This window comes from Pseudomonas sp. UBA6323, from assembly GCF_002439135.1.
Lineage (GTDB): Bacteria > Pseudomonadota > Gammaproteobacteria > Pseudomonadales > Pseudomonadaceae > Aquipseudomonas.
Genome location: NZ_DJSX01000002.1, coordinates 1 through 17701, shown reverse-complemented (window position 1 = coordinate 17701; position 17701 = coordinate 1). Strand labels below are relative to the sequence as shown.

Sequence of the window (17701 nt, the reverse complement as noted above, 5' to 3'; positions counted from 1 at the left end):
AAAGCCGCTAGCTGATTTCCACCTGATAGCGGAAGTTTTCCGCCGCCGCGCGTGACAGGCGATATTCCAGCGGGGTGCGGTCATAGCCCAGCGCGGTTCGTTCGATCACCACGCTCGGGCTGGCCTCGGCGACGCCCAGAATGGCGGCGAGCTCGGCATCGGCGGCAGAAACCGTAAGGGTTTCCTTCGCCGAAGCGATGCGCTGGCCGCAGTGCTGCTCGTAGAAGGGGTAGAGCAATTGTGGAAAATCGCCGGGTGCGACATCCAGTAAGGCGCCGAAGCGCGAGGCGGGTAGCCAGATGCGCTCGTGGAACAGCGGACGGTCGTCGATCAGGCGCAGGCGCTGGAGGAAGACGCAGCGCTCGCCTTCAGCCAGTTGCAATGCCTGGCGTGCTGCCGCGTCCGCAGGCTCGAGGCGGCATTCGAGAATGCGGCTCTGCGGCACCTGCGACTGGCCGCTGGCGCTGACCTGGCGGAAGAAGCGAAACAGCGACCCATCGAAGTTCGGCCGTCGCACGAAGGTGCCGCGACCCTGGGCACGTAACAGCAGGCCTTCGGCAACCAGGGTTTCCACGGCCTTGCGCACCGTTCCCACGGCCACGCCGTACTGGCGGGTCAACTCCGCTTCGGTAGGGATGGCCTCGCCGGGCAGCCATTGGCCAGCGGCAATCTTGCCCAGCATTTCGTCTCGTAGCCGCTGATACAGCGGCAGGCGTTCGTCCTGTCCCAGCACGGTGGTGGCCATAAACCTCAATTCCACAATTAGACCGGCCGTCACTTTACCACCGGGTAGCGCGTTGACAGCACTCGATCTCTGTCTATACAGTCATCTATTCATATATATGACTGAATGTCTGTATAAAATGGCGGCGCAAAGGCTGCTCTTACAAAAACGACAGAGGTATCGCTTCGTGACGTCCATGCCTTATGCCGGGATCACCGGCATCGACACCCACGCGCACATCTTTCGCCAGGACCTGCCCATGGTCCCTGGCCGCCGCTACAGTCCCAGCTATGACGCTACCGTGGAGCAGTACCTGGCTCATCTGGACGCCTGCGGCCTGTCTCATGGTGTGCTGATCCAGCCGAGCTTTCTCGGCACCGACAATCTCTACATGGTCGCGGCGTTGCAGCGTTTTCCCGAGCGCCTGCGCGGTGTGGCGGTGGTCGATGCACAGGTCAGCGATGCCGAGCTGGACGAGCTGGCCGCTGCCGGTGTGGTGGGCGTGCGCCTGAATCTGATCGGCAAGGCGCTGGAGGATTACGCCGGCCCGGCCTGGAATGATCTGTTCCGGCGCCTGGCCCAGCGCGGCTGGCAGGTGGAAATCCAGCGCGGCTTCGATGATCTGGCGCTGGTCGTGCCGGCAATCCTCGAGTCAGGAGTGACGGTGGTGATCGATCATTTCGGCCTGCCGGCACCGAGCGTGCAACTGGACGATCCGCAGCACGACGCCTTCTTCCATCTGCTGGGCCAGGCGCCGGTGTGGATCAAGCTGTCGGCAGCCTACCGCAGCCAGTCCGATCTGGCGCGAGCACAGGCCATCGAAGCGCGCCTGCGCGAAGCTTATGGCGGCGTCGGTCGCTTCCTCTGGGGCAGCGACTGGCCCAACACCCAGTTCGAGTCGCAGACCCGCTACGATCAGCAGTTCGCGCTGCTCGAGGCCCTGCTGCCCAACCCCGAGGAGCGCCGTCGCGTTCTGGTGGACAACCCCGCAACCCTGTTCGGTTTCGCCTCGGCATGAGCGCCGCTCACATCAGAACAACAAAAGGAGTCAAATCATCATGATGAGCTTGCTCGTCGTCGTCGCGATCGTTCTTGCCGTCGCGCTGGGTTACACCACCAAGATCAACATCGGCCTGTTCGCCATCGCCTTCGCCTACCTGCTCGGCTGTTTCGGCATGGGCATGAGCCCGGGTGAGATCATCAACATGTGGCCGCTGAAGATCTTCTTCGTGATCTTCTCGGTCTGCCTGTTCTACAGCTTCGCCACCGTCAACGGCACCCTGGAAAAGCTCGCCGGGCATCTGCTGTATCGCTGCCGTGGCGTGCCGCACCTGCTGCCCTATGCCATTTTGCTGACTTCGGGGGTGATCGCTGCCATGGGCGCCGGTTACTACACCGTACTGGCCTTCATGGCGCCGCTGACCCTGCTGCTGTGCCAGCGTACCGGCATGAGCCTGATTCTCGGCGGCATGGCGGTGAACTACGGCGCGCTGGCCGGGGCCAACTTCGTCTCCAGCCAGAGCGGCATCATCTTCCGCGGCCTGATGACCGGCGCCGGCATGCCCGAGAGCGAAGCCTTCGTCAATGCCCTGGCGATCTTCGCCAGCACGGCGATCATTCCGGTTCTGGTGATTTCCGCCTTCGTCTTCCTCGGTGGCCATGGCCGCAACCTGAAGAATGCGGTACTCACCGCCGACATGCCGGAAGCCTTCAATCGCGAGCAGAAACTGACCCTGCTGCTGACGCTGCTGATGATGGTACTGGTGCTCACCGCGCCACTGGCGCTGCTGGCCTTCCCGGACAACGCCACGGTCAGGTTCGTCAACAGCAAGGTGGATATCGGCCTGATCGCCAGCGTGTTCTCGGTGATCGCACTGCTGCTCAAGCTCGGTGACGAGCGCAAGGCCATTGCCTCCGTGCCCTGGGCCACGCTGATCATGATCTGCGGCGTCGGCATGCTGATCTCGATCGCGATCAAGGCCGGCACCATCGATGCGCTGGCGTCCTGGATCGGCGGCAACATTCCGCCGCTGATGGTTCCAGTGGCATTCGGTGTGGTGGCGGCTCTGATGTCGATCTTCGCCAGCACCCTGGGCGTGGTGACGCCGGCGCTGTTCCCGATGGTGCTGCCACTGGCGGCTTCGATGTCGATCGATCCGATGATCATCTTCGTCGCCATCGTGGTCGGTGCGCAGGCCACCTCGATCTCGCCGTTCTCTTCGGGCGGCAGCCTGCTGCTGGGCTCGTGCACCGATGACAAGGCGCGCTCGACGCTGTTCTCGCAACTGCTGCTGCGCGCTGCGCCCATCGGCTTCGTCGCCGCCATGCTGTTCAACCTGGCGCTGACCTTCCTGTTTTGATGAAAAAGGTTCTTCGCATAGTTTGGGGAAGGTGTGAGTTGATACCGGACTGGCAAGTTTGTGTGCGTATCGCTTACTGACTCAGCACTATCCGTTACCGCGTGCGCTGAGCGTTTGGGTTGCGCCCCTTACGGGCGCCACACCTTTCTTGCTTGCCCAAGAAAGGTGTGCCAAAGAAGGGCACCCCGACATCCGGGTTTCGCTACGCGAAACTTGATTCGCTTTGCTCACCCTGCGGGCCAGCCTGCGGCTGTTACTCCGCTTCGCTGCGTTTCCTCGCTCCGGCGCCGCTCCGGGGGCCGGCTTACAAGGGCCATCCTTGGCCCTTTAAGCCTCTCGCCGCATCCATGCGGCTCACGCCCCTACGCAACACCTCCACTCGGCCTCCTGAAGGGGACCAGGTCGCGAGCTTGCGACATCTCCGGAAGATCCAAGTCAGTAGCGTTTGGCTTTTGCTCTTGAAGCGCGATCTCACAGGCGACGCCCAAATCCCCTTCAGGAGGCCGAGTGGAATCACCGTGGAAGGGGTTGAGCGACATGGATGTCGCGAGAGCCACGATGGGCCAGGGATGGCCCTTCGTGGCGTGCCCCTGGAGTGGTGATGGATCGAGGGAACCCCGGCGCAGCCGGGGCCGTATGTCGGGGTGCCCTTCTCTTTGGTTACTTTCTCTTGGGCAAGCAAGAGAAAGTGACTCGCCCGTAAGGGGCGAAACCCATCAGGCCAGGCGGCGTGCTAATGGATAGTGCCCAGTCATCGACAGCTGACACTTAATTGCCAGTCTGGTGTCATGCGTATCCCGAGAATGCGAAGAACCTGAAAAAAACCGGCATCGCGTGATGCCGGGGCTCTATCCCAGCAAGTCCGTATCGCTATTTCAGCCGATAACGCGCCAGTTCATCCGGGCCCAGCAGACGCAAGCGCCCTGGCGCGACCTGATAGATAGCTTCTGCCAGGCGTATGTCGACACCCATGTCGCGAAAGTACTTGGCCGGGCTGAACGCCTGGCGGCCATGGGCAGCCTGAGCCAGTGCCGAGTCGCCAGCAGGGAAGGGCGGGCGGCGCAGGGCAACGTGGCCATTGACCGTGCGTTTGTTGCCAGCCGCCAGCAAGTAGATGCAACTGCCCTGGCACATGCCGCCGGAAGGGACCAGCGCCTCGAAGCCGGTTTCGCGCAGCAGGCGCCCCATGCGTATGGCTTCCGGAGCGCTGCCGCCGATGCTGTCGAGCAGCACGACCTTGCGTTTGTGCTTACCCGGATTGGCGCGCAGGCCAGCCAGCAGTTTCTCGTAGTCGCCTGGAACGATCTCTTCGGAAATCTTCGCCGCCAGCATGCCGGCATTGGCCTCGACTTCCACCTGTGCCTGGACGCTCAGGGCTGTGAAAAGGGTGGTGGCGATCAGGGCGAAGCGTAAACGCTGAACAATCATCGGGCAGGTTCGTCGGTGGCTCGGGAGGTAGAAGATACCTTGCCCGAGTCACCTCACGCACCTGTTCAGATCGCTGCGTTTTTCTGCTGCACCTGCCACGCCCAGACGAACAACAGCAGGCCGCCGATGGCGGTCGCGGCGCCGATGTAGCCGGTCACCGTCCAGCCCATGCCGGCGCTGATGGCCAGGCCGCCGAGCCAGGGGCCGAGCGCGTTGGCGACATTGAACGCGGCGTGATTGGAAGCGGCAGCGAGGGTCTGCGCGCCAGTGGCGACGTCCATCAGGTGGGTCTGCAGCGCCGGGCCGAGGGCGATCATGGTGCCGAGAGCGAAGATCGCCGGCAGGATCGTCCACAGGCTGTGCGCCGCGAACGGGAAGACCAGCAGCACCAGCGCGCTCCAGGCCAGAATCCAGGCCACGGCGCGCAGACGCAGGCGGTCGAACAGCCAGCCGCCGGCGCTGTTGCCGACGATGCAGCCGGCACCGAACACGCCCATGGCCAGGGGAATCCAGCCGGGGCCGACCTGGGTGACATGCAGCAGGGTCGGCGCCATGTAGCTGAACACGCAGAACATCCCGGCAAAACCGATCGAGCCGATGCCCAGGGCCAGCCAGATCGGCGCGCGGTTGAAGGCGCGCAGCTCGCCCGACGGGCTGCTGCGCTGCTCGTTGGGGTCTGCCGGGAGGAAGATCGCCACCATGGCGATGGTGGTGATGGCGATCACCCCGACCAGGGCGAAGGCGTAGCGCCAGCTCATGAACTGGCCGAGCCAGGTGGCCAGTGGGTTGCCGATCAGGATCGCCACGGTCAGGCCGGCCAGCACCCGGCTCACCGCCTTGGCGCGTTTGTGCGGCGGCGCCATGGACGCCGCCACCAGCATGGCGATGCCGAAGTACGCGCCGTGCGGCAGGCCGGCGATGAAGCGGAAGATCAGCAGCGGCTCGTAGCTCGGCGCCAGTGCGCTGGCGAAGTTGCCGAGGGCGAAGCAGCCCATCAGCAGCAGAAGCAGGATGCGCCGTGGCAGGCGCGCGCCGAGCAGGGCCAGCACCGGTGCACCGACCACCACGCCGAGGGCGTAGGCGCTGATCACGTGGCCGACTTGCGGCTCGCTGACGCCAAGGTCGGCGGCGACGTTGGGCATCAGGCCCATGATGGCGAACTCGCCGGTGCCGATGGCAAAGCCGCCGAGGGCCAGGGCGAGCTGAATGAGAAGGATCGCGCCCGGCGACAGATGCGTCGCGGCGTCGGATGGAGAATCGTTCATGAGTGACCTGGAAGGGGGAAAGCAAGCGCGGAATTATAATCTCCGAGTGTCGTGCCTGGATATTGCCGCCCGCTCTATATCGGGCTTTGAGACGAATGGTCGGCGTTGTTCAGGGCTTTCACGTAATCGACGAAGGCGCGCAGCGGCGCCGGCACGTTGCGCCTGCTGTGGTAGTACAAATAAGGCCCTTCGAAGTGCTGCCACCAGTCATGCAGAATGGGTTGCAACTGGCCGCTGGCGAGATGCGCCGCGATGTATTCCTCGAAGGTGTAGAGAATGCCGTGGCCGGCGCAGGCCGCGGCGATCAGCAGGTCCTGCGATGAGCTGACCAACCTGCCCTCCGGGGCGATGCGCAAGGTGCGTCCATCCTGCTCGAACTCCCAGACACCCAGCTTGCCGCTGGCGAAGCGGTAGCCGAGCAGGCGGTGCTCGCTCAGTTCGCCTGGATGCTTTGGCGTGCCGTGGCGCTACAGATAGCTGGGCGCAGCGACTGCCATGAAACACTGCCGGCGCGGCCCGATGGGGATGGCGATCATGTCCTTGGCCAGGCTTTCCTCGTAGCGAATGCCGGCGTCGTAACCGGCGCCGATGACGTCGATGAAGGTGTTATCCATGTTCACCTCCAGCGCGATGCCGGGGTAACGCGCAAGAAAACCGTCGAGCAGTTGCGGCAGGATGTGCCGGGCGATTACGCCAGGCACATGCAGGCGCAGCGAGCCGACCGGATGCTCCGGGTCTTCCTGCAGATCATTGAGTGCGGTGTTGATCTCGTCCAGCGCCGGGCGCAGGCGCTGCAGCAGGCGTGCGCCGATTTCCGTCGGCGTCAGGCCGCGCGTGGTGCGGTTGAGCAGGCGCACGCCCAGCTCCTTTTCCAGGCGGCGTATGCAGTCGCTGAGTGACGAGGCTTCCGTGCCGCGGCGCTGCGCTGCGGCACGGAAGCCACCGGCCTCGACCACGGCGGCGAACAGAGCGATATCGGACAGATTCGGTTGGCGCATGGCGGCGACCGGCTAATGGCGAAGCCTTCGATAATGCGGCGCAGCGCCCGCTTTGCCAATCCTGACACGGTGCTGGGTGGCAAGCGTGGGAGCGGCTTCAGCCGCGATCTTCACCGTAGCCGGATTGCATCCGGGCTACGGTTCGCGCCTTTGAAACCCCCGGTAACTGTACGCCTGGCCGTATACGGTGTTCGCTCGTGACCGGCTTATCGAACAGTCTCTTTGCTTTCACCCTATGTCCTGCGCCGTTGCCCGATTTGGCGCATCGAGCTAACGGATAGGAGGAAGCTGCAATGAGCAAGAGAAACGAAGCGGGGCTGGGCCATACACGCCGTGAAGCATTGAAACTGTTCGGCATGGTGGGCGGCAGTCTTGCCTTGCAAGGTGTGTTGGGCGGTGTGCCGACGCTCGCCTGGGCCGACACTGCAACGGGCTGGCAGGCGACGGACATACCGCCTTTGACCAGCAAGCGCATGCTGGTCACCGGTGGCACCAGCGGTATGGGCTTCGAGGATGCTTTGGCCCTGAGCGGGGCCGGTGCGCAGGTAATCATCGCCGCGCGCAACGCGCAGCGTGGCGTCGAGAGCATCGAACGTATTCGTGCCCAGGTGCCGGATGCGCGGGTGCGTTTCGAACAATTGGACCTGGCCGATCTGGCCTCGGTACGCAGCCTGGCCCGGCGCGTGAATGCCGAGGGCGAGGTGCTGGATGTGCTGATCAACAACGCCGCGATCATGGCGCCGCCGCAGCGCGGCGTGTCTCGCGACGGTTTCGAGATGCAGCTGGCGACCAACTTTCTCGGCCATTTCGCTCTGACCGGTTTGCTCCTGCCATCGCTGCGCAAGTCATCCGATCCGCGTGTGGTGACACTGGCGAGCATCGCGGTCAATCGTGGTCGGATCAATTTCGACGATCTGCAGTCCGAGCGCAGCTATGACCCCTATGCGGCTTACGCCCAGTCGAAGCTGGCCTGCCTGATGATGGCCTTCGAGCTGCAGCGGCGCAGCCTGGCCAAAAACTGGGGCGTGCGCAGCATCGCCGCGCATCCTGGCGTGGCCGTTACCGAACTGGTCGAGCGTGGGCCTGGACTGGAAAGCGAGTTCGCCCGCCAGTGGGCAAAGGATCGCGAGGTCTATCACTCGGCGGCGCAGGGGGCGCTGTCGTCACTGTTCGCGGCTACGGCGGCTGAAGCCGAGGGTGGTCGTTACTACGGGCCGACCGGCGAAGAGGAAAAACGCGGCCCACTGGGCCTGGCCAAGGTGCCGGCTGCCGCGGCGGATGCCGATGATGCGGCGCGCCTGTGGTTGGTGGCCGAGCGCCTGACGGGCGTGAAATACGGCTGAATCTTGGCGCGCCTTGAGGCGCGCCCTTCGAGGATTTTCCCATGTCATCTTCAACGATGGCGCAGCGCGTGGCCGTGGCCATCAACGCGCAGCGCAGCGAGCTATGGCCGGCGCTGGCCGGTTTCACTCTGTTCTTCTGCCTGTTCTCGGGCTACTTCATGCTGCGGCCGATCCGCGAAGCCATGGGCATCGTCTCCGGCGTAGAGAACCTGCAGTGGCTGTTCACCGCCACCTTCGTGGTGATGCTGATCGCAGTGCCGTTGTTCGCCTGGCTGAGTTCGCGGGTGCCGCGGCTCCATTTCATCGACTGGGTGTATGGTTTCTTCACCCTGAACCTGGCGTTGTTCGCCCTGTTGTTCTTCAGTGCGGATGAAAGCGTGTGGCTGGCGCGCAGCTTCTATGTATGGATTTCGGTCTACAACCTCTTCGTCGTCTCGGTAGCCTGGAGCCTGATGGCCGACGTGTTCGACAGCGAGCAGGCCAAGCGCCTGTTCGCCTTCATCGCCGCCGGTGCCAGTGTCGGCGGCCTGGTCGGCCCGGCGCTGAGTGCCTTGCTGGTGGGCACGCTGGGGCAGAGTGGGCTGATTTTGCTGGCCGCGGTGCTGCTGGCCGTGGCGCTGTCGCTCAAGCAGGTGCTGATGCGCTGGCGCGAGGAGGGTGGCGCGGGACGGGCCGGCGCCGTGCAGGCGGAAAGTCCGCGGCGTCCGGTGCCGGGCAACCCGTTCAGTGGCCTGATGCGTGTGCTGTCTTCGCCCTACCTGTTTGGTATCGCCGGTTTCGTCATCCTGCTCGCGACGGCCAGCACCTTTCTCTTCTTCGAACAGGCCCGCCTGGTGGCCGAGCTGTTTCCGGATCGCGCCGCGCAGGTGCGGGTGTTCGGGGTGATCGATTTCGTGGTGCAGGCCGGCGCGCTGATTTCCCAGTTGTTCATCACCGGGCGCATCGCGCGGCGTCTGGGTGTGCGCGTGCTGTTGGCCTGTGTGCCGCTATTGGTATGCGTCGGCTTCATCGGTCTGGCCTTGATGCCGACCTTCGCCATGCTGGCAGCGCTGATGATCGTACGGCGCATCGGTGAATACGCCTTCGTGCGGCCGGGGCGGGAGATGCTCTTCGCGCCGCTGGATGCCGAGAGCAAATACAAGGCGAAGAACTTCATCGACACCGTGGTCTACCGCGCCGGCGATGCGATGAGTGGCTGGCTCAAGAGCCTGCTGGACATGCTCGCACAAGGCGCCTGGCTGGTGGCGCTGGTGGGCGCGGCCAGCGCGGCGCTGTGGGGGTTGCTCGGCTGGTATCTGGGGACCCAGGCGGACCGCAAGGCCGCCGAGCGGCAGGAACTGGTGGTTACATAGAGCGGACTTTGCAGGAGCCGCGGGCACGGCTCCTGCAAACTCGTCAGCTGCGCGCGGGGATGTTCAGGCCGCGCTGCACGGTCGGGCGCGCGAGGAAGGCGTCGAGCACGCGGCGCACGTTGCCGAAACGTTCGAACTGCACCAGATCGCCGGCCTTGTAGAAGTCCACCAGGCAGCGCACCCAGGGGAACACGGCGATATCGGCAATGCTGTACTCGCCGGCAATCCAGCTACGGCCCTCCAGGTGTTGGTCGAGCACACCGAGCAGGCGAGCGGATTCGGCGACGTAGCGATCACGTGGGCGCTTGTCCTCGTACTCGGCACCGGCGAACTTATGGAAGAAGCCGAGCTGACCGAACATCGGGCCGAGACCGCCCATCTGCCACATCAGCCATTGAATCGTCTCGTAGCGGGCTGCGGCGTCCTGCGGCAGCAACTTGCCGGTCTTTTCCGCCAGGTAAATCAGAATCGCCCCGGACTCGAACAGCGGCAGCGGGTGGCCATTCGGCCCGTCGGGATCGAGGATCGCCGGAATCTTGTTGTTCGGCGCCAGCGAAAGGAACTCGGCGCTGAACTGGTCGTTGCTGTCGAAGCTGACCAGGTGCGGCTCGTAGGGCAGGCCGATCTCCTCCAGCATGATCGAGGCCTTGACGCCGTTGGGCGTGGGCAGCGAATAGAGCTGCAGGCGCTCGGGATACTGCGCGGGCCATTTGCGAGTGATGTGGAAGGGGCTGAGGTCGGTCATGTGGAGTTCCATGTCGAATGGGCCTAAGAGCCTGTTCACGATCTGCTGCGCGTCGGCGCTACTGCGTTAAAAACAAGCTCGGAATGCTCATGTACAAAAGTACACTCTGCTTCCTCGCTTGTTTTTGCCTTGTATCGCTCTAGCTCGCGAGATCCTGAACAGCCTCTACGAAAGGGGCGATCAGAACACGAGTGGCAGGTACGCAGGAAATCGATCCAGCAGCTAGTAGTCATCGACTCGGACGATCCTGCCTGGTTCCCTGTGCGCGACCGAGGCGGTATGGTGCGGGTTTTCATCCACCCGGCACGGAGCCCATCGGCATGAGCCTGCACGGTACCTACGATTCCCAGAACATCTTCGCCCAGATCATTCGTGGCGACCTGCCTTGCTACAAACTCTACGAGGACGACGATGTGCTGGCGTTCCTCGATCTGTTCCCGCAGTCCAAGGGCCACAGCCTGGTCATTCCCAAGCGCGCCGCCGCCCGCAATATCCTGGAAATCGACGAAGCCAGCCTGGCCAAGGTCATGGCCGTGGTGAAGAAGGTCACCCAGGCGGTGGTCGACGAATTGCAGCCGGCCGGCGTGCAGGTGGCGCAGTTCAACGGCGCGCCTGCCGGGCAGACGGTGTTCCATATCCACATGCACGTGATCCCGCGCTTCGAGGGCGAGGGGCTGGGTATTCACGCGGCCACCAAGGCCGATCCGGCCGAGCTGGAAGCGCTGCAGGTGCGTCTGGCGAAACGTCTGCAAGGCTGAAACGGCATCGCCCCGGACGAGCGTCTCGACCGGGGCATCAGCGGGTGGTGATTTAGCCGTTCTGGCTGCTCAGACCGCCCCATTCGACGAAACGCACCGCGTGCACCTCACCCTGGCTGTCGCGGTAGACCAGTACACTCGGCACCACGCCGCTCTTCTGGCTGTTGTCGGTGCGCTGCAGTACCTGGTCGATATCCAGATGCATGCCGTACTGGTACTGCTGTACTTCCACGTTGCTGATTTCAGAAGCCTTCTCACTGGCGAAAGCGATAGGAGCGAAGGCGGCGAGGAGGGTGGCGTTGAGGGCTGCGAATTTCATCTTGATAGTCTCCGATAGGTGGCGCCGGGAAGGTTGGCGCTGGGCTCGAGAGAGATGAAAACACTGTGCCCTTCATTGCAGAAATCGATGCGTCTGCTAGCGAAAATCGCCGCCATCGATACCTTGCTCACAGACGCGCCAAGCCCAATACTCAGCCCGCACTCATCTGCCCATGGAGGGCTTCATGCGTTCGATCCTCATCGCTCTACCCCTGGTGTTGCTGGCTGGCTGTTCGTCGTTTCGAGGTAACCCCGAGGATATCAAGCCGGTGCCGGAGGACCGCCTGCTGGCCTTTCAGGATGCGCAGGAAAATGGCGCGCAGATCGTGGTCAACCGCGATTTCGGCATGATGGGCGGCGGCTGCTACGTGGCCATCGAAGTGGATCGCAAGGTCGCCGCGCGCATCGGCGTCGGTGAGGTCGCAACCTTCCAGGTACGCCCGGGCACTCGCGTGGTCGGTATCACGCCGGATCGCATGGACGACACCCTGTGCGGCATGGGCCGCCTGCTGCGCGAAGTGGCTGTGCCGGTGAAAAGCGGGGAAGTCCAGCACCTGCGCATTGTCAGCCAGAACAAGGGCGGCTTCGATATACGCCCGGACAAACCTTGATGACCACGCTGGCGCTGTGCGGGCGGTCATACCGCCAGTGATGCCAGACGGTTAGTATTCCCTGCAGCCAATCAGGGAGCACGAACGTGAATGGATTGCCAATCGCGATAGTAGGGGCAGGGACCGCCGGCCTCGCCACTGCCATATTCCTCGCCCGTCAGGGCTATGCAGTGCGGCTGCTGGAGCGGGTCGAACAGCTGCAACCGGTGGGCGCCGGCATCCTGCTGCAGCCTTCCGGCCTGGCGGTACTGCAGCGCCTGGGCCTGCTCGCCGAATGCACCGCACTCGGCGCACCGGTCAGCCGACTCTACGGCACCAGTTGCCGGGGGCGGGTGATCCTCGATACCCGTTATCACGACTGGCAGCCCGGCAGCTTTGGCCTTGGCATTCACCGCGGTGTATTGATGACGGCGCTGCTCAATGCGGCGCAGCGCATTGGCGTGCAGGTGCAGACCGGGGTGAGCGTCAGCCGTTTCGAACAGGCAGGCGGTCATGTCCGCCTGTTGCATCAGGACGAAGAGGGTGTTGAGCGACCTCTGGGGGATTTTGCCGCGCTGATCCTGGCCGATGGCACTCGCTCGACCCTACGCGCGCAGATGCAGGTGCGCCAGTGGTCGCGGCCGTATCCCTGGGGCGCGCTGTGGAGCATGTTGCCGACTGCAGCGTCGGCCGAAAGCGGCGAGCTGCGCCAGTGGTATCGCGGCTGCCGGGAAATGTTCGGGCTGATGCCCACCGGCTGCACCCATCAGGCGCGCGAATGCTCGCTGACCAGCCTGTTCTGGAGCCTGCCGCTCAGTGAGCACGAGAGTTGGCGAACGAGTGGCCTGGATGCCTGGAAAACCCGTGTACGCAACCTGGCTGGCGAAGCTTCAGAGGCCTATCTGCAGCAGATCGATGATCCTGCGCAGCTGACCCTGGCGGCCTATGCCGACGTGCGCATGCAGCGCTGGAGCGATGGTCGCGTCCTGGCCATCGGCGATTGTGCCCACGCCATGAGTCCGCAATTGGGCCAGGGCGCCAACATGGCGCTGGTGGATGCTGCCGCGCTGGCCGATGCGCTCGGCAATGCGGGTGACGAACAACAGCATGCGCTCGACTGGAGCGCCATCTTCGCCCGCTATGGCGAAGCTCGGCGTGACCATCTGCGTTACTACCGCCAGGCCAGCCGGCTGTTGACGCCGCTGTTCCAGTCCAACAGCAACACCCTTGCCGTGCTGCGCGATATCGCCCTGATGCTCGCCCGGCATAACCGCTTCGGCCGCCAGCATGCGGTCAGCACGCTGGTCGGTGCGCGCAGCGGCTGGCTATGGTCCGGCGCGCAGAAGCGCGAGCTGCATGCCTGGACCGGTGAGCGGGAGGCGTGGGAATAACCCCACACTGTTCAGTTGCGCTGCAGATTGAGCAGCGCCTTCTGGCTCAGATCCAGCCACTCCTTGTGCAGAACCCGGTAATGCCGAGCGGAGCGGCGGGCGTGGGTATGGATCTGCTGCAACAGTTCGATGGCTTCGCGCTGGCGGCCCAGTCGGCGCAGCAGCAGGGCATAGCGATAGTTGGCTTCCGGGCCGGCGCTGTAGCTGCCAAGCGCGCGGTACTCCTCTTCGGCCTTGAGGTCGTTGCCCTGGCCTTCCAGCGCACGGGCATACAGCAGGTGGCCCTCGGTAGAGCGGAAATCGGGGTTGTGGGCGATCAGTTGGTCGAGACTTGCCTGGCAACCGGCGAAATCGCTTAGGGCGAAACGCGCCCTGGCCAGGCCGAGGAGGATGTCCGGGGCATCGCTGTGGATACCCCGCAGAGCCGCCTGATAGTGCTGGGCCGCCTCTTCGGCCTGCCCCATGCGCAGCAGCTCGTCGGCCAGGTTGACGCGGGTATCGCGCGTGTCGCGGATTTCCAGCTCATCGCGCAGGGTGCGTAGATGGCGCTGCGGGTCGATGCTGTCGTGCAGGCGGTTGAGCGTGCGGCGCCCGCGGCGGCTGCCGAGCAGCTCAGGCAGCATGATGCCGAGAAAGTAGATCAGGCAACCAAGGCCCGGCAGAGCAATGATCAGGTACAGCCAGTAGCGATCCTGGCCGCTGCGAACCACATGCAGGCCGCAGGTGACTTGACAGGCGATGACGAGGAGGGCGAGCAGGGGCATGGTGCGGTCCAGTCCTTTGGAGTGCGAAGGGCGCCCATGAGAGCACGGATCGGCCTGCTTGTCAGGTGAGCCATGCACGGCTGTGGCATGCGTCACGTGATAGGCTGCGCGGCTGATTCCATGTCCATAAGGATGCGTGCATGCCGTCGTCGCTGGAGATCTTCGCCAACCTTTTCTATCTGGTTTCGGTGCTGCTGGCGGCGCGTAACTCGGTGCATACCTGGGCGGTCGGGCTGGTCGGTTGCGTGCTGTTCGGCTGGCTGTTCTTCAGCGTGCAGCTGTATGCCGACGTGACCTTGCAGGGCTTCTTTATCCTGACCAGTCTGATCGGCTGGTGGAGCTGGATGCGTGGGCGCGGTGGCGACGCCATGCCGATCAGCCGTACGGCCTTGCCAGGATTGTCCCTGGCGCTCGGCGTTGCGGTATTGGTGGCGCTGGCCTATGGGGCCTTGCTGCATTATTTCACCGACGCCTACGCGCCCTTCATCGACTCGCTGGTGCTGACCTTCAGCGTACTGGCGCAGCTACTGCTGATGCGCCGCAAGCTGGAAACCTGGTACGGCTGGCTGCTGGTCAACACCCTCGCGGTGCCGTTGTTCGCCTCGCGTGAGCTGTACCTGACCGCCTTCATCTACCTGCTGTTCTGGTGCAATGCCTGGTATGGCCTGTACCGCTGGCGCCGCGAACTGAAGGCTGAGATGGTCTGATATGGGCAAGCGATTCGCAGTCGGCCTGGTGGTGGGCAAGTTCGCGCCGTTGCATCTGGGTCATGAATGGCTGATCCAGCAGGCCCAGGCCCAGTGCGAGCAAGTGGTGCTGCTCAGTTGGGCGCGCCCCGAACTGGCAGGTTGTGAGCCTGAACGACGGGCGAACTGGCTGCGGATACGCTGTCCCGAGCTGCGCAGCTGGGTGGTGACGCCCGAATGGGTGGCTGCCCAACGGCAGGCGGGGCTGAGACTGCCGGACCTGCCGCACGAGTCCGAGGCGGATGCCGCGCAGCGCGAATTTGTTGCCGCGTTCTGCCTCGCCGTGCTGGGCCAGCCGGTGGATGCGGTGTTCACCAGCGAGGCCTATGGCGACGGTTTCGCTGCGCACCTGGCGGCGCGCGTCCAGCGCCCGGTGGTGCACGTCGAAGTGGACCGGGCGCGCCAGCAGGTGCCGATCTCGGCTACACGCCTGCGCGCCGATATCCATGGCCTGCGTCACTACCTGGCGCCGCAGGTCTACGGCGATTTCGTCGAGCGCATCGCCTTGCTCGGCGGTGAGTCCACTGGCAAGAGCAGCCTCGCCCTGGCGCTGGGCGAGGCACTGGATACGCGACATGCCGCGGAATACGGCCGCGAGCTCTGGGAGGAGCAGGGCGGTGTGCTCGCCTATGACGATCTGCTGCGCATCGGCTGCACTCAGGTCGCACGTGAGCAGGCGTTGGCCGGGCAGTGCCGGCGTTACCTGGTTTGCGACACCACGCCGCTGACCACGCTGTTCTACTGTCGCGAGCTGTTCGGCCGGGCCGAGGCCGAGCTGGAGCAGTTGGCCGAGCGGCGTTATCACCACCTGTTCCTGTGCGCCGATGACTTCCCCTTCGTGCAGGACGGCACTCGCCAGGACGAGACCTTTCGCCGCCGGCAGAACCAGTGGTACGAGCAGGAGCTGCTGCGGCGCGGCCTGGCCTTCACCCGCCTGACCGGCTCGCTGGCGCAGCGCGTCGAGCAAGTGCTGCTGCGCTTGAGCAGCTAGTCGCGCGCAGTGGGTTCAACGATAGCGGGCGAGAATGGCGTCGAACTCGCCGTCCTCCTTCATCTGCACCAAGGCACGCAGCAACGCTTGGGTCGGTATGTCCGGTCCGTCGCGGACGAGGCAGGAGATTGGGTCGGCGCTGACCTCGGCGAGTGCATGCAGCTGCTTCTCGCGCGGTTGGTTGCGATTGAACCAGTCCAGGCTGAGCTGGCTGCTGATCGCATAGTGATAACGGCCGGCCCCGAGCTTTTCCAGGGTCAGCTGCTGGGTGCGGGCATCCTCACGCTGGATTTCGCCGCTGGCCAGTTGTGGCTCCAGGCTGGGGTAGCTGAACCCTAATACGGTACCCAGGCGCTTGCCGTGCAAACGCGCCAGAGTGAAGTCGGCTTCGGCGCTGCGCCCGACGATCAGGTCGCGTTGCACCATGAAAGGCAGGCTCCAGATGTACTGGTGATGGGGTTCGCTCAGCCAGTCTGGATTGACGTAACAGCGCACGTCGAGTTCGCCGCTGGTCAGCAGGCGCTGTACGCGCAGGCGCGGCAACACCAGCATCTCGGCGCGGCGGCCGACCTTCTGCGCCAGACGCAGCTGCAAGTCGTAGAGAATCCCGCCGCGGGCCTGGCCGTCGACGATGCTGACCATCGGCATGGCCCAGCTCTCGTTCACCGAGAAGTGCAAAGGGCGTTGCTCCTGTGCTGCGCTTGTCAGACTGAGCAGAACTAACAGAAGGCAGAGCGAGAGACGCATGTAATTACCGAGTTGAAGGCGTTTGCTGTTCAGCCTAGACGACCAGCGTTCAGGCTGGCGCCGGCTCGAAACTGTCGGCGCGGGCCATGCGCCACATGCGCTGGTAGAACTCGCCGCTGACCTCACCGTTGAGCAGCTCGCCCGGTGCAAGGAATACGTGCTGCTGCGAGAACAACTTGATCTCGGTGGCCGACAGGCGCTGCACCAGGTGCTTGGCATCGATCTGCGACGGGTGGTCGAGGCCGGCGGCGGCGAGCATCTCGGCCAGCGCTCTGAGCGTGTTGCGGTGGAAGTTGTAGACGCGCTGGGCCTTGTCCTCGACTACCAGGGCGCGCTGGCGCAGCGGGTCCTGCGTGGCGACGCCAGTGGGGCACTTGTTGGTATGGCACGACTGCGACTGGATGCAGCCGATGGCGAACATGAAACCGCGCGCCGAGTTGGCCCAGTCGGCGCCGATGGCCAGCACGCGGGCGATATCGAAGGCACTGACGATCTTGCCGCTGGCGCCGAGCTTGATCTTGTCGCGCAGGCCGCTGCCGACCAGGGTGTTGTGGACAAACATCAGGCCCTCGCGCAGCGGCACGCCCAAGTGATCGGTGAACTCCAGCGGCGCCGCACCGGTGCCGCCTTCCTTGCCGTCGACGACGATGAAGTCGGGCAGGATGCCGGTCTCCAGCATGGCCTTGACGATACCCATGAACTCCCAGGGGTGTCCCAGGCAGAACTTGAACCCCACCGGCTTGCCGCCGGAGAGCTCACGTAGCTGGGCGATGAACTGCAGCAGCTCGGTCGGCGTGGAGAAGGCGCTGTGGCGTGACGGCGAGATGCAGTCCTCACCCATGGGCACGCCTCGGGTGTTGGCGATTTCCTCGGTGACCTTGTGCTTGGGCAGGATGCCGCCGTGGCCCGGCTTGGCGCCCTGGCTCAGCTTGATCTCGATCATCTTCACCTGCGGGCTGGCCGCCTGCACGGCGAAACGTTCGGGATCGAAGCGGCCGTCCGAGGCGCGGCAGCCGAAGTAGCCGCTGCCCAGCTCCCAGACCAGATCGCCGCCGTGCTCGCGATGGTAGGGGCTGATGCTGCCTTCGCCGGTGTCATGGTAGAACTCGCCGAGTTTCGCCCCTTCGTTGAGGGCGCGAATGGCGTTGGCACTGAGTGAGCCGAAGCTCATCGCCGAGATG

General features: G+C 64.3%; 17 protein-coding genes and 1 pseudogene. 9 read left to right on the top strand and 9 right to left on the bottom strand.

Annotation, left to right across the window (positions count from 1 at the left end; all coding sequences use genetic code 11):
• Positions 1-7: 7 nt before the first annotated feature.
• Positions 8-745, bottom strand: a complete 738-nt coding sequence (locus B3P22_RS00240; RefSeq protein ID WP_296269420.1) for a GntR family transcriptional regulator — start codon at positions 743-745, stop codon at positions 8-10.
• A gap of 175 nt (positions 746-920) precedes the next feature.
• Here B3P22_RS00240 and B3P22_RS00235 point away from each other — a divergent pair, with 175 nt between their 5' ends.
• Both B3P22_RS00235 and B3P22_RS00230 read left to right on the top strand, forming a co-directional pair.
• On the top strand, positions 921-1742 hold the full coding sequence (locus B3P22_RS00235; RefSeq protein WP_296269517.1) for an amidohydrolase family protein: 822 nt from the start codon (positions 921-923) through the stop codon (positions 1740-1742).
• 40 nt (positions 1743-1782) lie between these two features.
• Positions 1783-3084 (top strand): SLC13 family permease, encoded by a 1302-nt coding sequence (locus B3P22_RS00230; protein WP_296269419.1) that lies wholly within the window; start codon positions 1783-1785, stop codon positions 3082-3084.
• 870 nt (positions 3085-3954) lie between these two features.
• On the opposite strand, the gene B3P22_RS00225 is transcribed toward B3P22_RS00230, so the two are convergent.
• From B3P22_RS00225 to B3P22_RS00215, 3 genes and pseudogenes are all read right to left on the bottom strand, one after another.
• On the bottom strand, positions 3955-4512 hold the full coding sequence (locus tag B3P22_RS00225; RefSeq protein ID WP_296269418.1) for a hypothetical protein: 558 nt from the start codon (positions 4510-4512) through the stop codon (positions 3955-3957).
• A 65-nt stretch (positions 4513-4577) separates the two neighbouring features.
• Positions 4578-5777 (bottom strand): MFS transporter, encoded by a 1200-nt coding sequence (locus tag B3P22_RS00220; RefSeq protein WP_296269417.1) that lies wholly within the window; start codon positions 5775-5777, stop codon positions 4578-4580.
• 74 nt (positions 5778-5851) lie between these two features.
• Positions 5852-6775 (bottom strand): annotated as a pseudogene (locus B3P22_RS00215) (LysR substrate-binding domain-containing protein).
• Positions 6776-7068: 293 nt separating this feature from the next.
• Here B3P22_RS00215 and B3P22_RS00210 point away from each other — a divergent pair.
• Positions 7069-8118, top strand: a complete 1050-nt coding sequence (locus tag B3P22_RS00210) for an SDR family oxidoreductase (RefSeq protein WP_296269416.1) — start codon at positions 7069-7071, stop codon at positions 8116-8118.
• Between the two features lie 41 nt (positions 8119-8159).
• Positions 8160-9470, top strand: a complete 1311-nt coding sequence (locus B3P22_RS00205; RefSeq protein ID WP_296269415.1) for an NTP/NDP exchange transporter — start codon at positions 8160-8162, stop codon at positions 9468-9470.
• Between the two features lie 43 nt (positions 9471-9513).
• On the opposite strand, the gene B3P22_RS00200 is transcribed toward B3P22_RS00205, so the two are convergent.
• The gene (locus B3P22_RS00200; protein WP_296269414.1) at positions 9514-10215 is read right to left on the bottom strand and encodes a glutathione S-transferase N-terminal domain-containing protein; all 702 of its coding nucleotides are present in this window, start codon (positions 10213-10215) and stop codon (positions 9514-9516) included.
• A gap of 320 nt (positions 10216-10535) precedes the next feature.
• Between B3P22_RS00200 and B3P22_RS00195 the strand changes: the two genes are divergently transcribed.
• Positions 10536-10973 (top strand): HIT family protein, encoded by a 438-nt coding sequence (locus B3P22_RS00195; RefSeq protein WP_296269413.1) that lies wholly within the window; start codon positions 10536-10538, stop codon positions 10971-10973.
• A gap of 52 nt (positions 10974-11025) precedes the next feature.
• Here the strand turns inward: B3P22_RS00195 and B3P22_RS00190 are convergent, their stop codons facing one another.
• Entirely contained in the window at positions 11026-11292 is a 267-nt protein-coding gene (locus tag B3P22_RS00190; protein WP_197855978.1) for a DUF2790 domain-containing protein, read from the bottom strand.
• Between the two features lie 184 nt (positions 11293-11476).
• Here B3P22_RS00190 and B3P22_RS00185 point away from each other — a divergent pair, with 184 nt between their 5' ends.
• Both B3P22_RS00185 and B3P22_RS00180 read left to right on the top strand, forming a co-directional pair.
• Positions 11477-11902: a 3-isopropylmalate dehydratase gene (locus B3P22_RS00185; RefSeq protein ID WP_296269412.1), complete on the top strand. Its 426-nt coding sequence runs from the start codon at positions 11477-11479 to the stop codon at positions 11900-11902.
• A gap of 86 nt (positions 11903-11988) precedes the next feature.
• A complete protein-coding gene (locus tag B3P22_RS00180) occupies positions 11989-13272 on the top strand; it encodes an FAD-dependent oxidoreductase (protein ID WP_296269411.1) in 1284 nt (427 codons plus the stop codon).
• An 11-nt stretch (positions 13273-13283) separates the two neighbouring features.
• Here the strand turns inward: B3P22_RS00180 and B3P22_RS00175 are convergent, their stop codons facing one another.
• Complete coding sequence (locus B3P22_RS00175; protein ID WP_296269410.1) at positions 13284-14036, bottom strand: tetratricopeptide repeat protein; 753 nt, start codon at positions 14034-14036, stop codon at positions 13284-13286.
• Between the two features lie 140 nt (positions 14037-14176).
• Between B3P22_RS00175 and pnuC the strand changes: the two genes are divergently transcribed.
• Positions 14177-14743, top strand: a complete 567-nt coding sequence (pnuC, locus tag B3P22_RS00170; protein ID WP_296269409.1) for a nicotinamide riboside transporter PnuC — start codon at positions 14177-14179, stop codon at positions 14741-14743.
• Between the two features lies 1 nt (position 14744).
• Complete coding sequence (locus B3P22_RS00165) at positions 14745-15773, top strand: AAA family ATPase (protein ID WP_296269408.1); 1029 nt, start codon at positions 14745-14747, stop codon at positions 15771-15773.
• 15 nt (positions 15774-15788) lie between these two features.
• On the opposite strand, the gene B3P22_RS00160 is transcribed toward B3P22_RS00165, so the two are convergent.
• Complete coding sequence (locus tag B3P22_RS00160; RefSeq protein WP_296269407.1) at positions 15789-16451, bottom strand: substrate-binding periplasmic protein; 663 nt, start codon at positions 16449-16451, stop codon at positions 15789-15791.
• Positions 16452-16569: 118 nt separating this feature from the next.
• The coding region (locus B3P22_RS00155; RefSeq protein WP_296269406.1) for an FMN-binding glutamate synthase family protein at positions 16570-17701 on the bottom strand (1132 nt) is incomplete at its 5' end.